Annotated in this window: 17 protein-coding genes; 8 read left to right on the plus strand and 9 right to left on the minus strand. The window is 67.0% G+C overall.

Annotated elements, in window-relative coordinates:
* Nucleotides 1–16 precede the first annotated feature (16 nt).
* The 4 genes from ACI2JO_RS01260 (at nt 17) to ACI2JO_RS01275 (ending at nt 3,851) form a co-directional block, all read left to right on the plus strand.
* Nucleotides 17–1,012, plus strand: a complete 996-nt coding sequence (locus tag ACI2JO_RS01260; protein WP_404718947.1) for an SDR family oxidoreductase — start codon at nt 17–19, stop codon at nt 1,010–1,012.
* A gap of 216 nt (nt 1,013–1,228) precedes the next feature.
* Complete coding sequence (locus ACI2JO_RS01265; RefSeq protein WP_404718948.1) at nt 1,229–1,756, plus strand: SRPBCC family protein; 528 nt, start codon at nt 1,229–1,231, stop codon at nt 1,754–1,756.
* Nucleotides 1,753–2,931: a zinc-dependent alcohol dehydrogenase gene (locus ACI2JO_RS01270; protein WP_404718949.1), complete on the plus strand. Its 1,179-nt coding sequence runs from the start codon at nt 1,753–1,755 to the stop codon at nt 2,929–2,931. The genes ACI2JO_RS01265 and ACI2JO_RS01270 overlap by 4 nt, the downstream gene beginning before the upstream one ends.
* A gap of 134 nt (nt 2,932–3,065) precedes the next feature.
* A complete protein-coding gene (locus ACI2JO_RS01275; protein WP_404718950.1) occupies nt 3,066–3,851 on the plus strand; it encodes an SDR family NAD(P)-dependent oxidoreductase in 786 nt (261 codons plus the stop codon).
* 87 nt (nt 3,852–3,938) lie between these two features.
* Here the strand turns inward: ACI2JO_RS01275 and ACI2JO_RS01280 are convergent, their stop codons facing one another.
* Entirely contained in the window at nt 3,939–5,324 is a 1,386-nt protein-coding gene (locus tag ACI2JO_RS01280; RefSeq protein WP_404718951.1) for a short-chain fatty acyl-CoA regulator family protein, read from the minus strand.
* 144 nt (nt 5,325–5,468) lie between these two features.
* Between ACI2JO_RS01280 and ACI2JO_RS01285 the strand changes: the two genes are divergently transcribed.
* The 3 genes from ACI2JO_RS01285 to ACI2JO_RS01295 all read left to right on the plus strand — a co-directional run bounded on the left by ACI2JO_RS01285 (nt 5,469) and on the right by ACI2JO_RS01295 (nt 7,573).
* Nucleotides 5,469–5,627 (plus strand): hypothetical protein, encoded by a 159-nt coding sequence (locus ACI2JO_RS01285; protein ID WP_202900634.1) that lies wholly within the window; start codon nt 5,469–5,471, stop codon nt 5,625–5,627.
* 10 nt (nt 5,628–5,637) lie between these two features.
* The gene (locus ACI2JO_RS01290; protein WP_404718952.1) at nt 5,638–7,227 is read left to right on the plus strand and encodes an isocitrate lyase; all 1,590 of its coding nucleotides are present in this window, start codon (nt 5,638–5,640) and stop codon (nt 7,225–7,227) included.
* Between the two features lie 109 nt (nt 7,228–7,336).
* Nucleotides 7,337–7,573, plus strand: a complete 237-nt coding sequence (locus ACI2JO_RS01295; protein ID WP_404718953.1) for a hypothetical protein — start codon at nt 7,337–7,339, stop codon at nt 7,571–7,573.
* 101 nt (nt 7,574–7,674) lie between these two features.
* Here the strand turns inward: ACI2JO_RS01295 and mdoH are convergent, their stop codons facing one another.
* The 8 genes from mdoH to ACI2JO_RS01335 form a co-directional block, all read right to left on the minus strand.
* Nucleotides 7,675–9,477 carry a glucans biosynthesis glucosyltransferase MdoH gene (mdoH, locus tag ACI2JO_RS01300; protein ID WP_404718954.1) on the minus strand — a complete coding sequence of 601 codons (1,803 nt, stop codon included), beginning with the start codon at nt 9,475–9,477 and terminating at the stop codon, nt 7,675–7,677.
* Nucleotides 9,474–10,964, minus strand: coding sequence for a glucan biosynthesis protein (locus ACI2JO_RS01305; RefSeq protein WP_404718955.1), 1,491 nt, complete (start codon nt 10,962–10,964; stop codon nt 9,474–9,476). The genes mdoH and ACI2JO_RS01305 overlap by 4 nt, the downstream gene beginning before the upstream one ends.
* Nucleotides 10,965–11,039: 75 nt before the next feature.
* On the minus strand, nt 11,040–11,834 hold the full coding sequence (locus ACI2JO_RS01310) for a thymidylate synthase (protein WP_404718956.1): 795 nt from the start codon (nt 11,832–11,834) through the stop codon (nt 11,040–11,042).
* Between the two features lie 266 nt (nt 11,835–12,100).
* The gene (locus tag ACI2JO_RS01315) at nt 12,101–12,811 is read right to left on the minus strand and encodes a class I SAM-dependent methyltransferase (RefSeq protein WP_404718957.1); all 711 of its coding nucleotides are present in this window, start codon (nt 12,809–12,811) and stop codon (nt 12,101–12,103) included.
* Between the two features lie 18 nt (nt 12,812–12,829).
* Nucleotides 12,830–13,957 carry a peptide chain release factor 2 gene (gene prfB, locus ACI2JO_RS01320; protein WP_404718958.1) on the minus strand — a complete coding sequence of 376 codons (1,128 nt, stop codon included), beginning with the start codon at nt 13,955–13,957 and terminating at the stop codon, nt 12,830–12,832.
* A 122-nt stretch (nt 13,958–14,079) separates the two neighbouring features.
* The gene (locus ACI2JO_RS01325) at nt 14,080–16,575 is read right to left on the minus strand and encodes a penicillin-binding protein 1A (protein WP_404718959.1); all 2,496 of its coding nucleotides are present in this window, start codon (nt 16,573–16,575) and stop codon (nt 14,080–14,082) included.
* A gap of 45 nt (nt 16,576–16,620) precedes the next feature.
* Nucleotides 16,621–16,941, minus strand: a complete 321-nt coding sequence (locus tag ACI2JO_RS01330; RefSeq protein ID WP_028965514.1) for a multidrug efflux SMR transporter — start codon at nt 16,939–16,941, stop codon at nt 16,621–16,623.
* A 131-nt stretch (nt 16,942–17,072) separates the two neighbouring features.
* Nucleotides 17,073–18,008, minus strand: a complete 936-nt coding sequence (locus ACI2JO_RS01335) for an N-acetylmuramoyl-L-alanine amidase (protein WP_404720301.1) — start codon at nt 18,006–18,008, stop codon at nt 17,073–17,075.
* Nucleotides 18,009–18,409: 401 nt separating this feature from the next.
* Here ACI2JO_RS01335 and ACI2JO_RS01340 point away from each other — a divergent pair, with 401 nt between their 5' ends.
* The gene (locus ACI2JO_RS01340; RefSeq protein ID WP_404720302.1) at nt 18,410–21,085 is read left to right on the plus strand and encodes an Rne/Rng family ribonuclease; all 2,676 of its coding nucleotides are present in this window, start codon (nt 18,410–18,412) and stop codon (nt 21,083–21,085) included.
* Nucleotides 21,086–21,186 lie beyond the last annotated feature (101 nt).

Consider the following 21,186-nt stretch of genomic DNA (forward strand, 5'->3'; position numbering starts at 1 on the left):
TCGGGAGAGTTGCGACATGGACGATCAGGGCACCACGCGCCGTACCATCTTGGGCGGCGCAGCCGCCGCAGGGCTGACCTTCGGCGGCGCCGGCAGCGCGGCGGCGCAGGCGGGCGGCGGCGCCACCGCAACGCCGCTCCGCGATCCGCGCAGCAAATATACCAGCCAACCCTTCCCCGAGCAGCGTCAGCCCTGGCCCGCGCTACAGGGCAAGATGACCCCGCGCCCCGACAGCGGCGAGACCAGCTATCGCGGCTCGGGCCGGCTGACCGGGCGCAAGGCGCTGGTGACCGGCGGCGACAGCGGGATTGGCCGCGCCGCCGCGATCGCCTTCGCGCGCGAAGGCGCGGACGTCGCGATCAATTACTATCCGACCGAGGAGCCCGATGCGCGGGAGGTCAAGGCGCTGATCGAACAGGCCGGGCGCAAGGCGGTGCTGCTCCCCGCCGACATCCGCACCGAGAAAGCGTGCACGAAGCTGGTCGCCGACGCGGTGCGCCAGCTCGACGGGCTTGACCTGCTCGTCAACAACGCCGCCTATCAGCAGAGCAAGGCCGACATTTCGGAAATTACCGACGAGCAGATGGTCCGCACCTTCGAGACCAACATCTTCGCGATGTTCCGCATCTGCAAGGCCGCGATCCCGTCGATGCCGCCGGGCTCGGTGATCATCAACACCGGCTCGGTCAACAGCTACGACCCCGGCGAGGAACTGCTCGACTATGCCAGCACCAAGGGTGCGATCCTGATCTTCACCAAGGGGCTGGCCAAGCAGCTCGCGAAGAAAGGCATCCGCGTCAACATGGTCGCGCCGGGCCCGATCTGGACGCCGTTGCAGGTCGGGGGCGGGCAGTTGCCGGGCAAGATGGGCGAGTTCGGGCAGGACACGCCGATGGGCCGCGCGGGACAGCCCGCCGAACTGGCCCCGCTCTATGTCGCGCTGGCGGAGGATGGGACGAGCTTCTCGACCGGTACCGCCGTGGGCGCACACGGCGGCAAGGGAAATCCGTAAGTCTGTATCGTGATCCTCGCGCAGGCGGGCATCCAGAAGCATAGGTCCGTCGACAGAAGCACGGACGTTCGAGGTTCTGGATCCCCGCCTTCGCGGGGATGACAAGTGAGGGTTGACGGTGAGCGCCAACCTCACTGACCCAGATCAAAACAAGGCTTTTCCACGGAACGCCGCTCGCCGGCCGGCCATTGATCGCACAAAAGGAAAGGAGCCGCCATGGCCGATGACGCCCCGCTCGCCGCCTCAAAACACGACAAGCCGACCGCACTTACGGCCCGCGCCGTCACGATCAACCAGCCCGTCGCCGAGGTCTATTCGCGCTTCCGCGACTTCGCCGCGTGGCCCGCGTTCATGGAGAATGTCGTGCGCATCGACGTGCACGACGAACGCCGCTCACATTGGGTCGTCAAGGCGCCCGGCGGCAGCAATGTCGAATGGGATGCCCGGATCACCGAGGAGGTGCCGGGCAAGTTGCTCGCCTGGGAAAGCGAGCCGGGTGCCGAAATCCCCAATCGTGGGCACGTCGAGTTTCGTGACGCCGGCGCGCGCGGCACGGTGGTCGTCGCGACGATCGACTATGACCCGCCCGCCGGGGTGATCGGCAAGGTCATCGCCAAGATGTTCCAGCGCGAACCTGCCATTCAGGCGCGCCGCGACCTGCGCCGCTTCAAGCAGCTGTTGGAGACGGGCGAGATCGCCACCCCCGCCATGAACGCCAAGCAATTCGAGGAGATGGGGCTGTGAAAGCGATTGCATGGCACGGAAAGCACGATGTCCGCGTCGACACCGTCGACGATCCCGGTATCGTCAACCCGCGCGACTGTATCATCAAGGTGACCTCGACCGCGATTTGCGGCTCTGACCTCCATCTTTACGACGGCTACATCCCGACGATGCAGTCGGGCGACATTCTCGGCCATGAATTCATGGGCGAGGTGGTCGAGGTCGGGGCGAAGTCGACGCTCAAGAAGGGTCAGCGCGTCGTGGTGCCGTTCACGATTTCGTGCGGCAGCTGCTACCATTGCACCAAGCAGCAATATTCCGCGTGCGACAACGGCCTGCCCGCCGACAATCAGGACATCGCGCAGGAACTGTACGGTCAGCCGATGGCCGGGCTGTTCGGCTACAGCCACATGACCGGCGGCTATGCCGGCGGGCAGGCCGAATATGTCCGCGTGCCGTTCAGCGATGTCGGCCCGATCGTGATTCCCGACGGGGTGGAGGACGACAAGGTGCTGTTCCTCTCCGACATCCTGCCGACCGGCTGGATGGCGGCGGAGAATGCCGACATCGAGCCCGGCGACACGGTGGCGGTGTGGGGCTGCGGCCCGGTCGGGCTGTTCGCGATCCAGTCGGCGTTCCTGATGGGCGCCGAGCGCGTGATCGCGATCGATCACTTCCCGAACCGGCTCAAGCTGGCGGCGAAGTTCGGTGCGGAGACGATCAACTTCGAGGAAAGCGCGGTCTATGAGGCGCTGATGGTGATGACCGGCGGGATTGGCCCCGACGCGGTGATCGACAGCGTCGGGCTTGAGGCGCACGGCTTCTTCGTCGACAATGTCCTCGATCAGATCAAGGTCTCGACCTTCACCGGCACCGATCGTGCGCACGCCAACCGTCAGGCAATCATCGCATGCCGCAAGGGCGGGCGGGTGTCGATGCCCGCGGTTTATGGCGGGTTCGTCGACAAATGGCCGCTTGGCGCCTTCATGGAAAAGGGGCTGACGCTCAAGACTGGGCAGACCCACGTCCAGCGCTACCTGCCCGCGCTGCTGACCGCGATCCTCGAGGAGAAGATCGACACCACCTTCCTGATCTCGCACCGGATGCCGCTCGAAAAGGGACCGGAGGGATACAAGATGTTCCACGATCAGCAGAACGACGTGACAAAGATCGTGCTGAAGCCGGGGATGATGTGACCTGCGCGAACGTCCTCACCGTCATTCCCGCGCAGGCGGGAATCCAGACGCGCAGGTCTTCGTAAAGGCCGGAAGGTCGGAGGTTCTGGATCCCCGCCTGCGCGGGGATGACGGAGTACAACTGGAGAAACGCCATGCCCAACAAATTCGCGATCATCACCGGTGCCTCGACCGGCATCGGCTTCGAACTCGCCACGCTCGCCGCGAAGGACGGCTATGACATTCTCGTCGTCGCCGACGAGCCGCTGATCGACGCTGCGGCTGCCGACTTCAAGCAATTCGGCACCGAGGTCACCTCGGTCGAGGCGGACCTGTCGACGATCGACGGTGTCGACCGGCTGCTCGCCGCCGCCGGGGGTCGTCCGATCGACCTGCTCTGCGCCAATGCCGGCAAGGGGCTGGGACGCGGGTTCCTTGATCAGGACGTCGCCGACTGGCGGCGCGTCGTCGACACCAACATCACCGGTACGCTCTACCTGCTCCAGAAGGTGCTGCGCCAGATGACCGAACGGCATGAGGGCAAGGTGCTGGTCACCGGCTCGATCGCCGGCTTCATCCCCGGCAGCTTCCAGGCGGTCTATAACGGCACCAAGGCCTTCGTCGATTCCTTCACCGATGCGTTGCGTGACGAGTTGAAGGATCACGAGGGAATCACGCTGACGACGCTGATGCCCGGCCCCGTCGAGACGGAGTTCTTCGACCGCGCCGACATGATGGACACCGATGTCGGTACCTCGGATAGCAAGTCCGATCCCGCCAAGGTCGCGCAGGACGGCTGGGACGCGTTGATGGCAGGCAAGCATTCGATCGTATCGGGCTGGAAAAACAAGCTGCAGGTCGCAGCCGCGCACATCCTGCCGCCCGAGGTGACGGCCCACCAGCACCGCAACATGGCCGAGCCGGGCACCGCCAAGAAGTAAACGCAGCCTGTACCGTCATGGTGCGCGGAGCGAAGCCATCAGTGTTCCGCGCACCGCCGCCATGACGACCTGAATATCGTCGGCGGATCAATCCCCGGCGAACGTCCATCCCGAGATCGCCCGCTCGCGCTCGTTGAGCAACAGCGCCCGCCCGGCCGGCGGTGCGGAGCGCTGCGGGCACGCCGGGCGGTGACACGCCCGGCACCCCAGCCCGACCGGCGTCGCCGCACCGGTCAGGTCCAGCCCGCGCGCCGCCGCGAGCGTCCCCGCCACCTCGGCCGGCACCCCGAGCACGATCGCGAACGCACTCTCGACCCGGTTCGCGCCCGCGCCCACCGAGGCGCCGGTTACCGCCACCGCCAGCGTGAACCAGCGCGCGCTATCCTCCAGCTCAAGCACCTGCGGCACGACGCTCCCCGGCCGGTCGAACGCATGATGGACGCGCCATAACGGACAACGCGTCTCGCTTGCGAGCAATGGCGCTTCGCTTGCCCCGGCGAAGCGCTTGGACACCTGCCCGGCCCGATCGATGCGCAGCAGGAAAAACGGGAGTCCGCGTGCACCGACACGTTGCAGGGTCGTCAGCCGGTGCGCAACCTGCTCCAGCCCCGCGCCGAACCGCCGCTGCAACAGCTCCAGATCATAGCCGCTCGCCTCACAGGCGCGCAGGAACCGCGCGTACGGCATCATAACCGCCGCCGCGAAATAAGCCGACAGGTGCCGCCGGAGCAGCCGCTCCGACACGCGGTCGAGCGCCGCGCCGCGCACCAGCGCGTCGATCTCCGCGCGCGCTTCGATCAGCCCGCATTGCACCGCCAGCGCGAAGGTCCGCGACCATGGCGCGAGCCGTTCGGCAAGCTGCACCTGCCGCGCGTGCAGGTCGACGCGGACGAGATGATCGGGCAGCGCCTCGACCGGCAGAACGCGGATAGCGAGCCCGTGGCGCACGCGCAACCGCTCGACCAATGCACCATACAGGTCCGCGCCGACCAGCCGTAGTTCGTCGGCCAGTGCCTCGGCCGCGGCGTCAAGATCGGGGAAGTGGTTGCGCCAGCGCTCGATCTCGCGCCGTACGGCGATCGCCGGGTCGTCGCCCATCGGTGCGGCCGTGCCGCCCTGCCCACGGTCGAAGGCACGTGCGAACGCCTCCGCCCCGCCGGGCGCGGCGGCAAGCCATTCCTCTACCTCGCTGCGATCGACCTCCAGATCGGCGAACAGCGGATCGGCCAGCCGCCGCCGGATCGCCTCCGCACCCCCGCCCGGCTCGCCCGCGACCAGCACGCGCGGATCGAAGTCGAAGCGATCCGCGAGCCTCACCAGCAATCCTGCCGGCACCGCCCGCTGATTGCGCTCGATGAGGTTCAGATAGCTGGGTGAAATCGAGAGCATCTCTGCCATCGCCGCCTGCGTCAGCCCGTGGCGACGCCGCAGTCGCCGGACCGCATGACCTGCCAGCAGCTTTTCCCGGCCCACTATCCCTCCTGTAAATCTCTTTACAATTGGACACGGTGTAGCCGCATCTCTCGAACCGTGCGACACGATTTGCTTGTGAATTACTGACGGCCTGCTTTTCCCGGGAGGTACGATGCTGCCATCCCTAGTGAAGGAGCGATCACCATGCCGCACACCGAACCGCAACGCAGCCGCGCAGTCTTCTCGACCGAGGACTTCGGACTGATGAAAGAGGCGGTCGCGCATTACGTCCGCCAGATCGCCGACGATCCGCGCTCGTCCAAATTCTCCAACCTGTATCACCGCCTTGGTCGGCTCGGCTGAGAGGATCGTCATGAGCTATCAGGATAGCGTTGCCGCCGCCAAGCGCACGATCACGCAGGCCGGCCCCGGCTGGCGAGACATTCAGCCCGAGGCGGTGGCGCGGATGCGCTTACAGAACCGTTTCCGCACCGGTCTCGACATCGCGCGCCACACCGCCGCCGTGATGCGGCGCGACATGGCCGCCTATGATGCGGACCCTGGCGCCTACACCCAGTCGCTCGGCTGCTGGCACGGCTTCATCGCGCAGCAGAAGATCATCAGCATTCGAAAGCATTTCGGCACCACCCAGGGTCGTTACCTCTATTTGTCGGGCTGGATGGTGGCGGCGCTGCGCAGCGCCTTCGGTCCACTCCCCGACCAGTCGATGCACGAGAAAACGGCCGTGCCGGCGCTGATCGAGGAAATTTACACCTTCCTCAAACAAGCCGACGCGCGCGAACTGGGCCTGATGTTCCGCGACATCGACGCGGCGCGCACCGCCGGTAACGAAGTCGAGACGCAGCGGCTGATCCACGCGGTCGACCAGTATGAAAGTCATGTCGTCCCTATCATCGCCGATATCGACGCCGGCTTCGGCAATGCCGAGGCGACGTACCTGCTCGCGCGCAAGATGATCGAGGCCGGCGCCTGCGCGCTCCAGATCGAGAATCAGGTCTCCGACGAGAAGCAATGCGGGCATCAGGACGGCAAGGTGACCGTGCCGCACGAGGACTTCCTCGCGAAGATCCGCGCCTGCCGCTATGCGTTCATGGAGTTGGGGGTCGACGACGGTATCATCGTCGCGCGCACCGACTCACTGGGCGCCGGACTGACCAAGCAGATCGCCTTTTCGCGCACGCCCGGCGATCTTGCCGATCGTTACAATTCGTTCCTTGATGCCGAGCCGGTCGATGCACCGGCACATGGCGACGTGCTGATCGAACGCGACGGCCAGCTGCTACGCCCGAAGCGGCTAGCCTCGAACCTGTTTCAGTTCCGCGCAGGCACTGGCGAGGATCGCTGCGTGCTCGATTGCATCACAGCGTTGCGCAACGGTGCCGACTTGTTGTGGATCGAGACCGAGCGCCCCAACATCGCGCAGATCGCCGGCATGGTCGACCGCATCCGTGACGAAGTGCCCGATGCCAAGTTGATCTACAATAACTCGCCCAGCTTCAACTGGACGCTCAACTTCCGCCAGCAAGTCTACGATCGCTGGCGCGAGAACGGCCGCGACGTCGGCGGGTACCATCGGGCCCGCCTGATGGACGCCGTTTACGACGAGACCGCACTGGCGGCGGAGGCCGACGAGCATATCCGCACCTTCCAGCGCGATGCGTCGCAACGCGCCGGGATCTTTCATCATCTCATTACTTTGCCGACCTATCATACCGCTGCGCTCGGCACCGATCTGCTGGCCCGCGACTATTTCGGTGCGGCGGGAATGCTTGGGTACGTCAAGCACGTGCAGCGTCGCGAAATTCGTGAAGCTATTTCGTGCGTTCGTCATCAGAACATGTCGGGCAGTGACATCGGTGACGACCACAAGGAGTATTTCGCCGGCGACGCGGCCTTGAAGGCCGGTGGCGCACACAACACCATGAACCAGTTTGCCGCCTGATCTTCCGCCAAACTCACGATGGCGACTTTTCGTCGCATTGTAATATTACTGCCGTTGCATGACGCGTTGCGGCATGACAGTAGCCTTAGGCCTCGAGGGAGATGGTATTATGAAGAAATTCCTGATGGCGGCTGCGGTCGCTTCGCTCGCTACCGTTCCGGCGGTTGCGGCTCCGGTCAACTCGGCTGCCAGCCTGTCGGTCGCCAAGTCGGTTCGCGCGTCGGCGCCGGCCGCGAAGAAGAACGAGCTGGTCGGTGGCGGCCTGATCGTTGCGGCCGTTGCGGCGGCGGCGGTGATCGCCGGCATCATCATCATTGCTGATGATGGCGACTCGGACAGCAACTAAGCTGTTTTGAACCAAGGAAAGGGGAGCGACGCCGGCGTCGCTTCCCTTTTTTTGTGCACACTGTCGCCCCCGAGCTGATGCACGGCGACGCGTAACGCGGCCTAGTCTGCCGCCAACACCGGCAACGGTGGTGAAGGTTCTCGACCCGCATCGGTCACGAACACCCCGGCCCGCGCCGCGCGCGCGCCCCAGCGCTCGCTTGCGGTCCATTGTACGATCAGCGGCGACAGCAGCAGCCCGGCGGTGACCGGCGACAGCCACAACGCGGCGGCCGGCATCAGCGGTGACAGCGCCAGCAACATCGCCCCAAGCACCACATGCCAACGATAGCGCGGCAGGATCGCTGCCATCGGCAAACCGTCGACCCGGCGGTTCTGCGCATGCCATTCCGCCTTGCGCTGAGTGGCAACCCCGATCAGGTCGATCGTCTGCGTCAGTGCGATCCCCGGCGCGGCGAGCGTCGACAGCGGCACGTCGACCAGTACCGAGCGCAGGATACCGCCCGCCCCGCCCAGCGCCTGCCGCCGACGCGTATCGGTCAGCGCGTGAAGGATGCCCAGCAGCTTCGGCCCGAAAAGCAACGCCAGCGTCAATTCGAGCACCATGCCCGAAGGATCGCCCGACATCAGCCCCGGCTCGCCGCGCACGGCCTGCACGACGCTGACCAGGATCAGCAACAGCCACAGCGGGGACGCAAGATATCCCGCCGCGCCCAGCAGCAGTTGCAACCGGTTGATCCAGTGGAAGCCCGACGCGCCAAGCAATTGGAGATGCTGAAGATTGCCCTGCGCCCAGCGCCGGTCGCGCACCCCGGCGTCGATCAATGTCGGGGGATATTCCTCGAACGTCTCCTCGGTCATCACCATATGCACGTGCCAGCCGCGCCGCCGCAGCAGCGCCGCCTCCACGACGTCGTGGCTCATGATCGTGCCCCCGAACGGTGGAGCGCCCGGCAGCACCGGTAGCCCGCAGCTGTCCGCGAAGGCGCGTACGCGGATCAGGGCGTTATGCCCCCAGAAGGTCGCCTCCGCGCCCGACCACCACACCAGCCCGGCGGTAGCGGCAGGTCCGTAGATGCGGCTTGAGAATTGCATCCAGCGCTGGAAGAGCGTCGACGCGCCGATTACCTGCGGCACCGTCTGGAGCAGCGCGACACCGGGGCGGCGGTCCATGATCTGCGTCATGCCGACAATCGTCTCTCCCCCCATCAGGCTGTCAGCGTCGAGCATCAGCATATAATCGTAGGCCGCTCCGTGCGCGCGCAGCCAGTCGGCGATGTTGCCCGGCTTGCGCCCCACGTTCTCGACGCGACGACGATAATAGATCGCGCAGTCGGATCGTTCTGCCAGCGCCTGCCACGCCGCCACTTCCTCGGCCTCGTTCTCGGCGGCGGAATCGCTCAGGATGAAGAAGTCGAACGCGCCGCACGTACCGGCACGCGCCAGCGCGTCAGCCATGTGCGCCAGACGCCCGCACACCTCGCCGATCTCCTCGTTGTGGACCGGCATCAGGATCGCGGTGCGGCCCTTCAGCGGCTCGGACCAGCGCGGCATTGGAGTGAAGCCGGGGTGAAGTCCCGTCGCGAGCACGATGTAGCCGATCACGGTGTTGATGAACCCGAAGGCAAGCAGCGCAAACAGCGGGAAAAACACCGTCAGCAGCAGCATGTCGCTGATCGTCAGCCCGTCGGTCAGCACCGATTCCTTGAGCGTCGTCGACGCCGCGAGCGCGAGCACGAGCGTCAGCAGCACCAGCAGGGCGCGACGCGCAAACGTATCCGCGCCCGACCCGATCCTCCCGTCGAACGGCTCCGGTGCCCGCCCCGGCGGCGGCGGCCCGTCGAACCGCTGCTCGGGCATCTCGAGCGGTGCGGGCGCGGGCAGGCGGGGAAGCGGCGTGTTCATGATCGGTAGAGCGGCACCAGCAGCGTTTCGCTCAGGGTCAGATTGCCGCGTTTCAGGAAGAGCCGCACGTCGGCGGGGCCGTTCGCGTCCGGTGCGATATCGGCGGTGACGCGCCAGCGATTGCGCTGGCCGACGACCGGATAGGCGGCGCTCTCCAGCAGCTTGCCGCGCGCGATGCCGATTTCGGCACTGACTCCGCTCTGCCGGGTCAATCCCGCGAGCCCGTCGCCGACGAAATCGGCAACCAGCTTGACCGCGCCGGCGATCGGCTCCGCGCCGGGCCGCCCCGCGCTGCCCGTCCAGGTATCGACGACGTGCGCGACACGGTCGAGCGTCGGATCGTCGCCGCCCCACGTCAGCCGATAGTCATAGGCGAGCCGCTGCCCGGCGCGCACTGGCGCACCCGGTGTCCAGAAGCACACGACATTGTCGGTCGTCTCGCCCGCGGTCGGGAAGGCGTAGAGGATTACGCGCCCGCTGCCCCATTGCCCCTGCGGCTCTATCCACAGGTTCGGGCGGCGATCGTAGAACGCGCCATCGTCCTGATAATGGTCGAAGGTCCGGTCGCGCTGGAGCAGTCCGAAGCCGCGCACGTCATCGGCGGCGAAGCTGTCGGTGGTCGGCTGCGCCGGATTGCGCAATGGTCGCCACACACGCTCGCCACCCGCGGTCCGCATCGCGAGTCCGTCGGAATCGTGGATTTCGGGACGCCAGTCGGCAGCGGTCTTGTGGCTGCGATCGTCGTACCAGAACATGCTGGTCGCGGGTGCAATCCCGAGCCGCGCGACCGGCTTGCGCAGGAACAGCACCGACGACACGTCCTGCACCACCGCCTTCGGGTGCCGCGACACGAAGCGATACGCACCGGTCAGGCTGTCGCCGTCGAGCAAGGCATAGATCGTGTAGCCACCATCGCCGAGCGGCTCGATCCAGAACTCGGTGAAGACGGGAAACTCTTCCTTTTCCAGCCCGGTGTCGATCGCAACGCCGCGCGCCGACAGCCCATATTGGTCGAGCGCGCCCGCCGAGCGAAAATAGGACGCGCCCATATAGGCGAGCCAGTCGCTGTCCTTGCCCTGCTCCATGACGCGGAAGCCCGCGAAGCCGGGTGCCGGCGTCACGCCCGGTTTGGTTTCGAACAGCGACGGCGCGTAGTCTACCCACGTCGCGCGACCTCCAGAGACGACGTTGAGCGTCACCGGCACCTGTGCGTACTTGCCCAGCGGAAACGCGCGGATGCCACCCGCCAGCGTCTTTTCGGCGCGATAGCGGATCCCGCCGACCGCGTCGTAATCGAGCGCCGCGGCCGCAGCGACCGGCGGTACAGCGCGGTACGGCTGCTTCGCCAGCGCCTCAGCACGTTGCTGAAGCATCGCCCAGGAAAAGGGCGTCGAGCTGTCCCCGCGCCCCTGCGCCCGGGCCAGCGCCGGCCAAAGCGCCGCAGCGCCCGTCGCCAGCATCGCATCGCGTCGCGTAATAATCGTCATGGCTGCGAAACAAGCTAGGCCAGCGATTGTTGCAACGCAAAACGCCCGCGACACACCGCCGCGTGCGCGCGACGATCAGACCGACACCGCCGCCTTGATATGCGGCTGCGCCTCATAACCGTTCAGCACGAAATCCTCGGGCTGATAGGCGTCGATCGACGTCGGGCGCCGCGCCAGCGTAAGCGTCGGCAGCGCGGTCGGGATGCGCGCAAGCTGCGTTTCTGCCTGCTCCAGATGGTTGAGGTACAGGTGGCAATCGCCGCCGGTCCAGATGAACTCGCCGACCTCCAGATCGCATTGCTGCGCCAGCATGTGCGTCAGCAGCGCATAGCTGGCGATGTTGAACGGCACGCCGAGAAAGATGTCCGCCGAGCGCTGATACAATTGCAGCGACAGCCGGCCGTTGGCGACATGGGTCTGGAACAGGCAATGGCATGGGCTCAGCGCCATCGCGTGCAACTCGCCGGGATTCCACGCGGTGACGATCTGCCGCCGCGAGGCCGGGCGTGTGCGGATTTCGTCGATCAGCGCGGCGATCTGGTCGATGTGCCCCCCGTCCGCCGCCGCCCAGTCGCGCCATTGCTTGCCATAGACCGGCCCGAGATCGCCGTCCGCGTCGGCCCATTCGTCCCAGATGCTGACCTTACGTTCCTGCAACCAGCGGACGTTGGTGTCGCCGCGCAGGAACCACAGCAACTCAATGATGATCGAGCGTAGATGGAGCTTCTTGGTGGTGAGGACCGGAAAGCCCTGCGCCAGATCGAAGCGCATCTGATGCCCGAAGACGCTGAGCGTGCCGGTACCGGTCCGGTCGTCCTGCCGCACGCCCGAATCGAGCACGCGACGCATGAGGTCGAGATATTGCTGCACGCTGCGGGTGGTAGCGCGATGGGGCGGCTCGCGCCACTGTACGGCGGGTGAGGCGCGGCCCCATTCAAAACCGTCATTCCCGCGCGGGCAAGAATCCAGGCGCGCAGGTCTGGCGAAGGAGACGCGACGTCCGAGGTTCTGGATTCCCGCCATCACGGGACTGACCGAACCAGCAGACATCCTCCCGGCCTTGACCCGTGATTTCGTCCCCGGACATGAAGAAACGGGGTTCCGGGTCAGGCTCGGGACGACCGAGCGTCAGCCGCTCACTTCATCCGGCACGCGACGATCTCCGCCGGATCGGGCCGCCGCCCCGCCGCGCGGAACGTCGCCAGATACCCACCCGCCGATCGCAGCTCCCGGAACCCGACCTGCGCGTAACCCACCGCCGCGAACTCGCAGCGCAGCAGTCTCGGAGGCGTCCCGTGCTGCTCGGTCGGGCGGTCGGCGTCGACCACCACCACCAGCCCGTCACGTCGCAGCGACGGGCGCATCCGCCACAGGAACTCATACGGCTGCTCGATCTCATGATACATATGCACCATGAAGATCCGGTCGAAGCTGTTGTCGGGCAGCCGCGGATCCGCGGGTTGCCCCAGCCGCACGCTGACATTGTCGAGCCGCTCGCGCGCGACGCGCTCGGCAAGTGCCTCGTGCACCGCCGGCACCACATCCTCCGCCAGCACGCGCCCGTTATCACCGACCCGTGCCGCGAGACGGATCGTGTAATAGCCCTCGCCCGCGCCGAGATCGGCGACGGTCATCCCCTTGCGGATGTCGGCAAGGTCCATCACCCGCCCCGCCTCGCCCAGCCGGTCGCGGGTTTCCTCATTCGACCAGCGCGGTGAGACGATGTTCGCGATCGGGCGATCGGCGGCCGGGAACGGCCCCGGCTCCTTGGTCTTGTGCTTGATGAGCGGCTGCGATCCGTCGCACGCCGCCAGCAGCAGCAACGCCACGGCAGCCAGGCGGAGCACAGGCGCGCGCCGTGCCACTTAGTCGACGTCTTCCACGACCACCGCCTCGCCGCTGACGCGCTGCGACAGCGCCGCCGCCATGAACTCGTCGAGATCGCCGTCCAGCACGTCGCCGGGCGCGGTGCTGGTCGCGCCGGTGCGCAGGTCCTTCACCAGCTGATACGGCTGCAGAACGTAGCTGCGGATCTGGTGGCCCCAGCCGATATCGGTCTTGGTGGCGTTCTCGGCATTGGCGACCGCCTCGCGCTCGGCCAACTCGCGCTCGTAAAGCCGCGCGCGAAGCTGGTTGTACGCCTCCGCCTTGTTCTTGTGCTGCGAGCGCTGGTTCTGGCACTGCACGACGATCCCGGTCGGCAAGTGCGTGATGCGCACTGCGGAATCGGTGGTGTTGATGTGCTGCCCGCCCGCGCCCGATGCGCGATAGGTGTCGATGCGCAGGTCACTCTCGTTGATTTCGACCTCGATATTGTCGTCGATAACCGGATAGACCCACACGCTCGAAAAGCTCGTGTGGCGGCGTGCGGCGCTGTCATAGGGGCTGATCCGCACCAGCCGGTGGACGCCCGATTCGACCTTGGCATAGCCATAGGCGTTCTCGCCCTTGACGAGCAGCGTTGCGCTCTTGATCCCGGCCTGCTCGCCGGCATGATAGTCGACCAGCTCGACCTTCATGCCGCGCCGCTCGGCCCAGCGCGTGTACATGCGCTGGAGCATCCCGGCCCAGTCCTGGCTCTCGGTGCCGCCCGCGCCGGCGTTGATTTCGATATAGCTGTCGTTGGCATCGGCCTCGCCCGCCAGCAGCGCCTTGACCTTGTCGGCCTGCGCGCGGTCGGCGAGCGCCTTGAGCGCCGCGACGCCCTCGTCGGCCATCTCGGCATCGCCCTCGGCGTCGGCCATCTCGATCAACTCGGCCGTGTCGGACAGCTCGCGCTCGATGTCGCGCGTTGCGGTGATCGCCTCGTCGAGCCGGCGACGCTCGCGCATCACCGCCTGCGCTTCCTTGGGGTTGTTCCACAGCGCCTGATCCTCGACGCGCGCGTTGAGCTCGTCGAGGCGACGCAACGCGCGGTCCCAGTCGAGGAAACGGCGCAGCAGCGCCAGCGCCTCGTTGATGCTGTCGACATGGGCCTGCGCTTCGGCGCGCATAACTTTACTCCAAGGTCACGCCGGGCCGGCCGATACCCGGAATCCCGACCGGCGCGAGCGATGCTGCATGACCGGGGAATCCCGGCGACGGCCGGACGACGAAAGAACGTTCTGGCGACGACTTAGTAGATGCCCCCCTGCCTCTGCAAGAAGTCGCTGTCGCTGGCGGTAGTGCCGGTCGCACTCGCGCTGGGGCGGGTCGAGGGCGCGGCGGTCGGTGCGGTGCGGCGGGCGCGGCGCGCCTCGCTCTGCGGCTTAAACGCTTCCCAGATCACCGCCGGCTTGGGATCGTTGTCGGTCGGGAAGGTGCCGAACACCGGCCGTCCGCTCGCGCGGTCGATCCTTACCATGCGAATGCCCGGCGGCGCGCGGAACGGGATCGCCGGCATCCCCGCATAGGCCTTCTGCGCCCATTCCTTGAACACCGGCACCGCGACCGTCCCGCCCTGCGCATAGCCACCCAGGCTGCGCGGGCTGTCGAAACCCATGTAGAGCCCGGCGATCATCTGCGGCGTGCCGCCGATGAACCACACATCCGTGGGGCCATTGTTGGTGCCGGTCTTGCCGAACATCGGGCGGTTGAGATCGCGCAGCCCGGTCGCGGTGCCGCGCTGAATCACGCCCTCGGTGATGTGCACCATCTGATAGGCGCTCATCGCGTCAAGCACCTGCCGCCCGCCAGTTGCTGGTCGCGGCATCGCACGCCCGTTCCAGTCGCGCGCGTTGCACCCGTCGCACGCGCGCCAATTCTCGGGCCAGATCACCTGCCCGTGCCGGTCCTGCGCGACGTCGATCAGCGACGGATCGTGCCAGCGGCCCCAGTTGGCGAGCACGCCATAGGCGTTGACCATCTTCGTCACCGTCGTCTCGCCGGCCCCGAGCGCATAGGACAGATAGGGCGCGTAATCGCCGACACCCATCGCCTTGATGAGCTTGACGACCCGTCCCATCCCGGTTTGCGCGGCGGTGCGCACCGTCATCAGGTTGCGCGACTGCTCGATGCCCCAGCGCATCGTGTGCGGCCCGGCGCCGCGCGAATTGCCGAAGTTGCGAAAGCATTTTTGTCCCAGCCGCGCGCCCTGGTCGACGCAGAACGGCCCGTCGATGATGATCGACGCCGGGGTCATGCCGTTCTCCAGCGCCGCCGAGTAAACGATCGGCTTGATCGTCGAACCGGGCTGGCGGAACGCCTGCGTTGCGCGGTTGAACGACTGGACGCTCGACTCGAAACCGCCCTGCATCGCCAGAATGCGCCCGGTCGCGGGCTCCTGCACGACGAACCCGCCCGAGATGCGCGGCACTGAGCGGAGCGCGAAGCGCCCTGCCCCGGCCGGCGCGACTGCAATGATGTCGCCGGGCTTGATCGCGGCGAACGCGGCTCCGCCCTGGTTGCGGACCGGCATCTGCGCCGCATCACGCGCCATCGTACCGGTCGCGCCGTCCGCGAAGCCCAGCCGCCACGCATCCCCGTCCCGATCGATCGCAATCGCCGCGCGCCAGTTTTCGTGGTCGATCATGATGTTGCTGCCGATCAGCGGCCCCTGCCACCGATCGCCCTCGATATCGACATGCCGCAACGGCCCCGACCAGCCGCGCCCGGCGTCGAAGCGCAGCAGGCCGTTGCGCAGCGCCTCGGCGGCATATTGCTGGATGTTCTTGTCGAGCGAGGTGCGCACCCACAGTCCGCCGGCATAGACGCTGTGCGGCCCGTCCTCGGATTGCTCGCCGAACTTGGCGATCAGCTCGCGGCGCACTTCCTCGACGAAATAGCCGCCGACCCGCTCGAACTTCGGTGTGCGATGCGTGATCGCACCGATCGGCTCGGCGGCAGCGGCTTGCCCCTGCGCCGCGGTGACGAAGCCGTTCTTGACCATCTCGCGCAGCACGTAATTGCGCCGCTCCAGCGCGCGGTCAGTGTCGCGATAGGGATCGTAGTTCGACGGTCCCTTGGGAAGGATCGCCAGATAGGCGAGTTGCCCCAGCGAAAGCTCGCCCAGCTCCTTGTCGAAATAGGCGTGGCTCGCCGCCTCGACGCCGTACGCGTTCCGCCCGAGGAAAATCTGGTTGAGGTACAGCTCGATGATCTGCTGCTTGGTCAGCGTCTCCTCGATCTTATACGCCAGCAACGCCTCGCGGATCTTGCGAGTCGGGGAATATTCGTTGCCAATCAGCAGGTTTTTCGCGACCTGCTGCGTAATCGTCGAGCCGCCGCGCGCGCGCTGCCCGCTGCCGAACTTGCGCGCATAATCGACGACCGCGCCCGCCAGTCCGGGGAAGTCGACGCCGTGATGCTCGAAGAAGGTCTTGTCCTCGGCGGCGAGGAACGCCTTCACCAGCAGCGGCGGATATTCGTTGTACGACAGCTCGACACGGCGTTCGCGCGCATAGGAATAGATCGGCGCACCGTCCGCGCCGCGCACGTTGGTCGGCAGCGGCGGCTCATAGGCCTTCAGCTTGTCGACCGACGGCAGGTCGCGCGCGAACACCAGCCAGAAGACGCCGAGCGCCACCACCAGCAAGCCCAGCAGATAGATGCCCCAACGCACCCACCAGCGGCGCCACAGCGCGCGGGGAGAGATACGCCGAACGGGCACGGCAGCGGTCGGATCGGAAGCCATGTCGGGTTCGGCGTGTACGGTCTCGCCCGCCAAACGGCAACTCGCTCAGGCGGGGGCGAACAGTTTCGTGCCGACCACCCCGACGATGATCAGCGCGATGAACCCGATCTGCGCGGGCGCGAGCTTCTCGCCGAAGAGGAACACGCCGAAGATCGTGACCCCGACCGCGCCCAGCCCGGTCCACACCGCATAGGCCGTCCCCGCCGGCAGTCCGCGCATCGCCATCGCCAGCAGCCCCATGTTGACGAAGCTGAGCGTAATCGGGACGGCGGACGCCAGCCACGATCCTTGCGTCGCGGCCCATTTGAGGCTGAGCGCCCAGACGATTTCGGTGACCACGGCGACGCCGAGGATGAGCCACGCCATTGCGAGGATCTCCTTGATTGCGGGCTCGTTCGGAAAAGCGCAGCGGCCGGAAACCCGTAAGAGGCGTGCGCGGCGGGTCCGTTAGGCGCTGACCGTCCACGAGTCTACCCCGCCCGCCTCGCCGCCCGTCCCTACCGCTCCGCCATCCGCCGCGCGAAATACACATCCACCGCGCGCCGCACGCTCTCGGCGATCTTCTCGCGCCCCTCTTCGCTGTCGAGGAACGCCGCATCCGATGCGGTCGAAATATAGCCCGTTTCGAACAGGATCGACGGCATGTCCGGCGCCTTGAGCACCATCAGCGAGGCGGTGCGGTGGAAGTTGCTCTTGACCGGGATCAGCGGCCGCGCCTCGCGCCCCAGCAGCCGCGCGAACCCGGCCGAGGCGTTCATCGTCTCGCGCTGCGTCAGGTCGATCAGGATCGACGACACGTCCGGATCACGGTCGAGCGTCACCCCGGCGATCACGTCGGCACGATTTTCCCGCGCCGCCAGCCGCGCCGCCTCGCGATCCGAGGCAACGTCCGACAGCGTATAGGCGGTCGCGCCGGTCGGCGTGCCGGTGCCGACGCTGTCGCAGTGGACCGAGATGAACAGGTCCGCCTTGAGGCGGCGCGCGATGCCGAACCGCTCGCGCAGCATGATGAAGCGGTCGTCGTCGCGGGTCAGCGCCACGCGGGCGCGCCCGCTGTCGACCAGCGCATCGCGGATCGCCCGCGCGATCTTCAGCGTCACGTCCTTCTCGCGCAGCCCGGCGTCCGGGTTGACGGCGCCGGGATCGTTGCCGCCGTGACCGGCGTCGATCACCACCAGCGGTCGCCCCGCCGCCCCGACGATCCGCGGCAGCCGCACCCCGCGTGCCGGCGGCGGCACGCGCACCGTCACCTTGCGCGGGGTGGCGTCGCGGTGCGACGTCCACGGCAGAAAATCGAGCTGCGGCAACGGATCGGCGCCCGCCACCGGAGCGGCCAGCGTCAGCAGCGCCGCCGCGATCATCGCTCCCGTCTTGCCTGCCATCGCCCCTTCCGCTCGCGCTGCGCCTTCATGATCGAGGCGGTAGCCCGCCAGTGTTCCAGCGAGGTTAACGCGTTTGAATCATAAAAACGACCCGGTTGAAGCGAGCGCGTTGCGATGCTACGTGTCGCGATGACCGGAAATGTTGCGCGAAGGTCGCGCGACGCAGCTTCCGGTGCCACCCCCCGCCCGGCGACGTGCCGGTCCCGGGGTCATCAGGTTGACGTTCGCAATGCCGCATTCCGCCCGATCGCTGTTCCGCCCGGCCCGTGCCGGCGGCGGCACGATCGCGGACGGCCTTACCCGCTCGATGGAGCGGGCGGTGGAGCGAACCGCAGCAGACATCATCATCATCCGCGCGGCAGACCCCATCGGGCGGTTGGCCGCGCCCTATCGTCGCGCCCCTTCCCCTTCGGCGGAGGGCGGCGCGTGGAGAGTTTTCAATGACCACGCGTATGCTGATCGACGCACGCCACCGGGAAGAAACCCGTGTGGCGGTCGTCAAGGGTAACCGGATCGAGGAATTCGATTTCGAAAGTGCCGAGCGCAAGCAGCTCAAGGGTAACATCTATCTCGCTAAGGTGACGCGCGTCGAGCCGTCGCTGCAGGCGGCGTTCGTCGATTATGGCGGCAATCGCCACGGCTTCCTCGCGTTCAGCGAGATCCACCCGGATTATTACCAGATCCCCAAGGAGGATCGCGAGGCGCTGCTGCGCGAGGAGGCGGAACACGCCGCCGAGGAAGCCGCGCTGCGCGCCGAGCAGGATGCGATCGACGACGGTGACTTCGCCGACGATGGCGAGGGCGACGATCACGACGACGCCGATCACGACCATGACGAGCATGATCACGATCACGACGGCGAAGAGGGCGACGCCCCCGCCCCGCGCCGCCGCGGCCGTTCGGGGAGCAACGACGATCAGGTCGAGGCACTGCGCCAGCGTCGCATGAACCTGCGCCGTCGTTACAAGATCCAGGACGTCATTCACCGCCGCCAGGTGCTGCTGGTGCAGGTCGTCAAGGAAGAGCGCGGCAACAAGGGCGCGGCGCTGACCACCTATCTGTCGCTCGCCGGCCGTTATTGCGTGCTGATGCCCAACACGTCGCATGGCGGCGGGATCAGCCGGAAGATCAGCAACGCCGCCGATCGCAAGCGGCTCAAGACGATCATGGCCGATCTCCAGCTGCCGTCGTCGATGGGCTGCATCGTCCGCACCGCCGGACTTCAGCGGACCAAAACCGAGATCAAGCGCGACTTCGACTATCTTGCCCGGCTGTGGGACGAGATCCGCGAAAAAACGCTGACGTCGAGCGCGCCGGCTTTGGTGTACGGCGACAGCGACCTGATGAAGCGCGCGATCCGCGACATTTACAACAAGGACATCGACGAGGTCATCGTCGAGGGCGACGAGGGCTATCGTCAGGCGCGCGAGTTCATGCGGCTGCTGATGCCGACGCACGCCAAGAAGGTGAAGCATTACAGCGATCCGGTGCCGCTTTATCAGCGCGCCGGGGTCGAAGATCAGCTCGCCGCGATGTACCATCCGGTCGTCCAGCTCAAGTCGGGCGGCTATCTCGTCATCAACCCGACCGAGGCGTTGGTGTCGATTGACATCAACTCCGGCCGCTCGACCCGCGAACACAATATCGAGCAGACCGCCACCGCGACCAATCTGGAAGCGGCACAGGAAATTGCGCGCCAGCTGCGCCTGCGCGACATGGCCGGTCTGATCGTCATCGACTTCATCGACATGGATAACGGATCGAACGTCCGTAAGGTCGAGAAGGCGATGAAGGAGGCGCTCAAGAACGACCGCGCGCGCATCCAGGTCGGCCGCATTTCCGGCTTCGGCCTCATGGAGATGAGCCGTCAGCGGCTGCGCACCGGCGTGCTCGAGGCGTCAACGCGTCCCTGCCCGCATTGCGAAGGCACCGGCTTCGTCCGCACCGCCTCGTCGTCGGGCCTGTCGGCGCTGCGGCTGATCGAGGACGAAGCCGCGCGCGGGCGTGGATCGGTCCTGACGCTGCGCTGCAGCCAGGAAGCGGCCTTCTACGTGCTCAACCGCAAGCGCGCCGATATCGCCGAGATCGAGGATCGCTACGGCGTGACCGTCGAGATCATACCCGATGGCGAAGAGGAAGGCGCGCGCATGTCGGTCGAGGCCAGCGGCCCGCCGCCGGCACACCCGCCGAAGTTCGATCGCCCGATCGTCGAAGAACCCGAGGACGATCTGGTCGAGGACGAGATCGACGAGGAAGAAGAGGCCGAGGAAGAGGATAGCGTCGAGCAGGTCGCCGCGCCCGAGGGTGAAGGCGGGCGTGGCGGTCGTCGTCGCCGTCGTCGCCGCGGGCGTCGCGGTCGCGACCGGGTCGAGGGCGAGGAGCGCGGCGATGAGGCCGGCGGGGAAGAGGCTGATGAAGCCGAACCAACCGACGCCGAGCCGGAAACGACGGTCGGCGCCGACACCAGCGACGAAGCCGAGCGCGAGGGCGGTCGCCGTCGTCGTCGCGGACGTCGCGGTCGCCGCCGTGACGGCGAGCGTGGCGGCGAGCAGGCTGCCGGGTCGACGGCGGAGAGCGAGGCCGAGGTCATCGAGGTCGCCGCGATCAAGCCCGAGCCGGTCGTGGCCAACGAGGTTGTCGAGGTCGTCGAGGAAGCGCCGGCAGTCGAAGAGCCCGCGGCGCCCAAGACGCGCCGCCGTCCGCGCGCGCGTGTCGCTGCCGAGCCGACGCCGGCGCCCGCGCCAAAGCGTGGTCGCAAGGCAGCGGTCGCCCAGGCCGCCGAACCGGCGCCCGAGCCGGTCGTGGCCGTGGAGCCGGTCGCCGAGGAAGTCCCGGCCAAGCCGAAGCGCACGCGTCGCAAGAAGGTCGCCGAGCCGGTAGTCGAGGCAGGCGATGCCGGTCCGGTCAACGACGGCCTGCCCGCGCCCGAGCCGGTGGCCGACGAAGCGCCGGCCAAGCCGAAGCGAACCCGTCGCAAGAAGGTCGCCGAGGCCGCCGCGCCCGAACCCGTGGTTGCGGACGAGCCTGCTGCGGACGAAGCACCGGCCACCGAGGAACCGGTCGCCGACGCCGACCAGTCCGCCGCGCAGCCGCGCCGTGGCTGGTGGCAGCGTACCTTCGGCGCGTAATGCGATCGGCCGGGCTTCAGCGGCGGTTCAGTCGAACCGCCGCAAAGCCCGGCCGATGGATTTCGACGTCACCTGGGACTGCCCCTTACGGGATGAAAGTG

Origin of the sequence: Sphingomonas sp. NPDC079357 (assembly GCF_044901155.1) — a bacterium.
Lineage (GTDB): Bacteria > Pseudomonadota > Alphaproteobacteria > Sphingomonadales > Sphingomonadaceae > Sphingomonas.

What these genes read in the sequence shown, in the direction of transcription:
- ACI2JO_RS01325 (WP_404718959.1), bottom strand. Translation starts at nt 16,575, where the DNA reads ATGGCTTCCGATCCGACCGCTGCCGTGCCCGTTCGGCGTATCTCTCCC.
- mdoH (WP_404718954.1), bottom strand. Translation starts at nt 9,477, where the DNA reads ATGAACACGCCGCTTCCCCGCCTGCCCGCGCCCGCACCGCTCGAGATG.
- ACI2JO_RS01290 (WP_404718952.1), top strand. Translation starts at nt 5,638, where the DNA reads ATGAGCTATCAGGATAGCGTTGCCGCCGCCAAGCGCACGATCACGCAG.
- ACI2JO_RS01305 (WP_404718955.1), bottom strand. Translation starts at nt 10,964, where the DNA reads ATGACGATTATTACGCGACGCGATGCGATGCTGGCGACGGGCGCTGCG.
- ACI2JO_RS01260 (WP_404718947.1), top strand. Translation starts at nt 17, where the DNA reads ATGGACGATCAGGGCACCACGCGCCGTACCATCTTGGGCGGCGCAGCC.
- prfB (WP_404718958.1), bottom strand. Translation starts at nt 13,957, where the DNA reads ATGCGCGCCGAAGCGCAGGCCCATGTCGACAGCATCAACGAGGCGCTG.
- ACI2JO_RS01275 (WP_404718950.1), top strand. Translation starts at nt 3,066, where the DNA reads ATGCCCAACAAATTCGCGATCATCACCGGTGCCTCGACCGGCATCGGC.
- ACI2JO_RS01265 (WP_404718948.1), top strand. Translation starts at nt 1,229, where the DNA reads ATGGCCGATGACGCCCCGCTCGCCGCCTCAAAACACGACAAGCCGACC.
- ACI2JO_RS01330 (WP_028965514.1), bottom strand. Translation starts at nt 16,941, where the DNA reads ATGGCGTGGCTCATCCTCGGCGTCGCCGTGGTCACCGAAATCGTCTGG.
- ACI2JO_RS01295 (WP_404718953.1), top strand. Translation starts at nt 7,337, where the DNA reads ATGAAGAAATTCCTGATGGCGGCTGCGGTCGCTTCGCTCGCTACCGTT.
- ACI2JO_RS01340 (WP_404720302.1), top strand. Translation starts at nt 18,410, where the DNA reads ATGCTGATCGACGCACGCCACCGGGAAGAAACCCGTGTGGCGGTCGTC.
- ACI2JO_RS01285 (WP_202900634.1), top strand. Translation starts at nt 5,469, where the DNA reads ATGCCGCACACCGAACCGCAACGCAGCCGCGCAGTCTTCTCGACCGAG.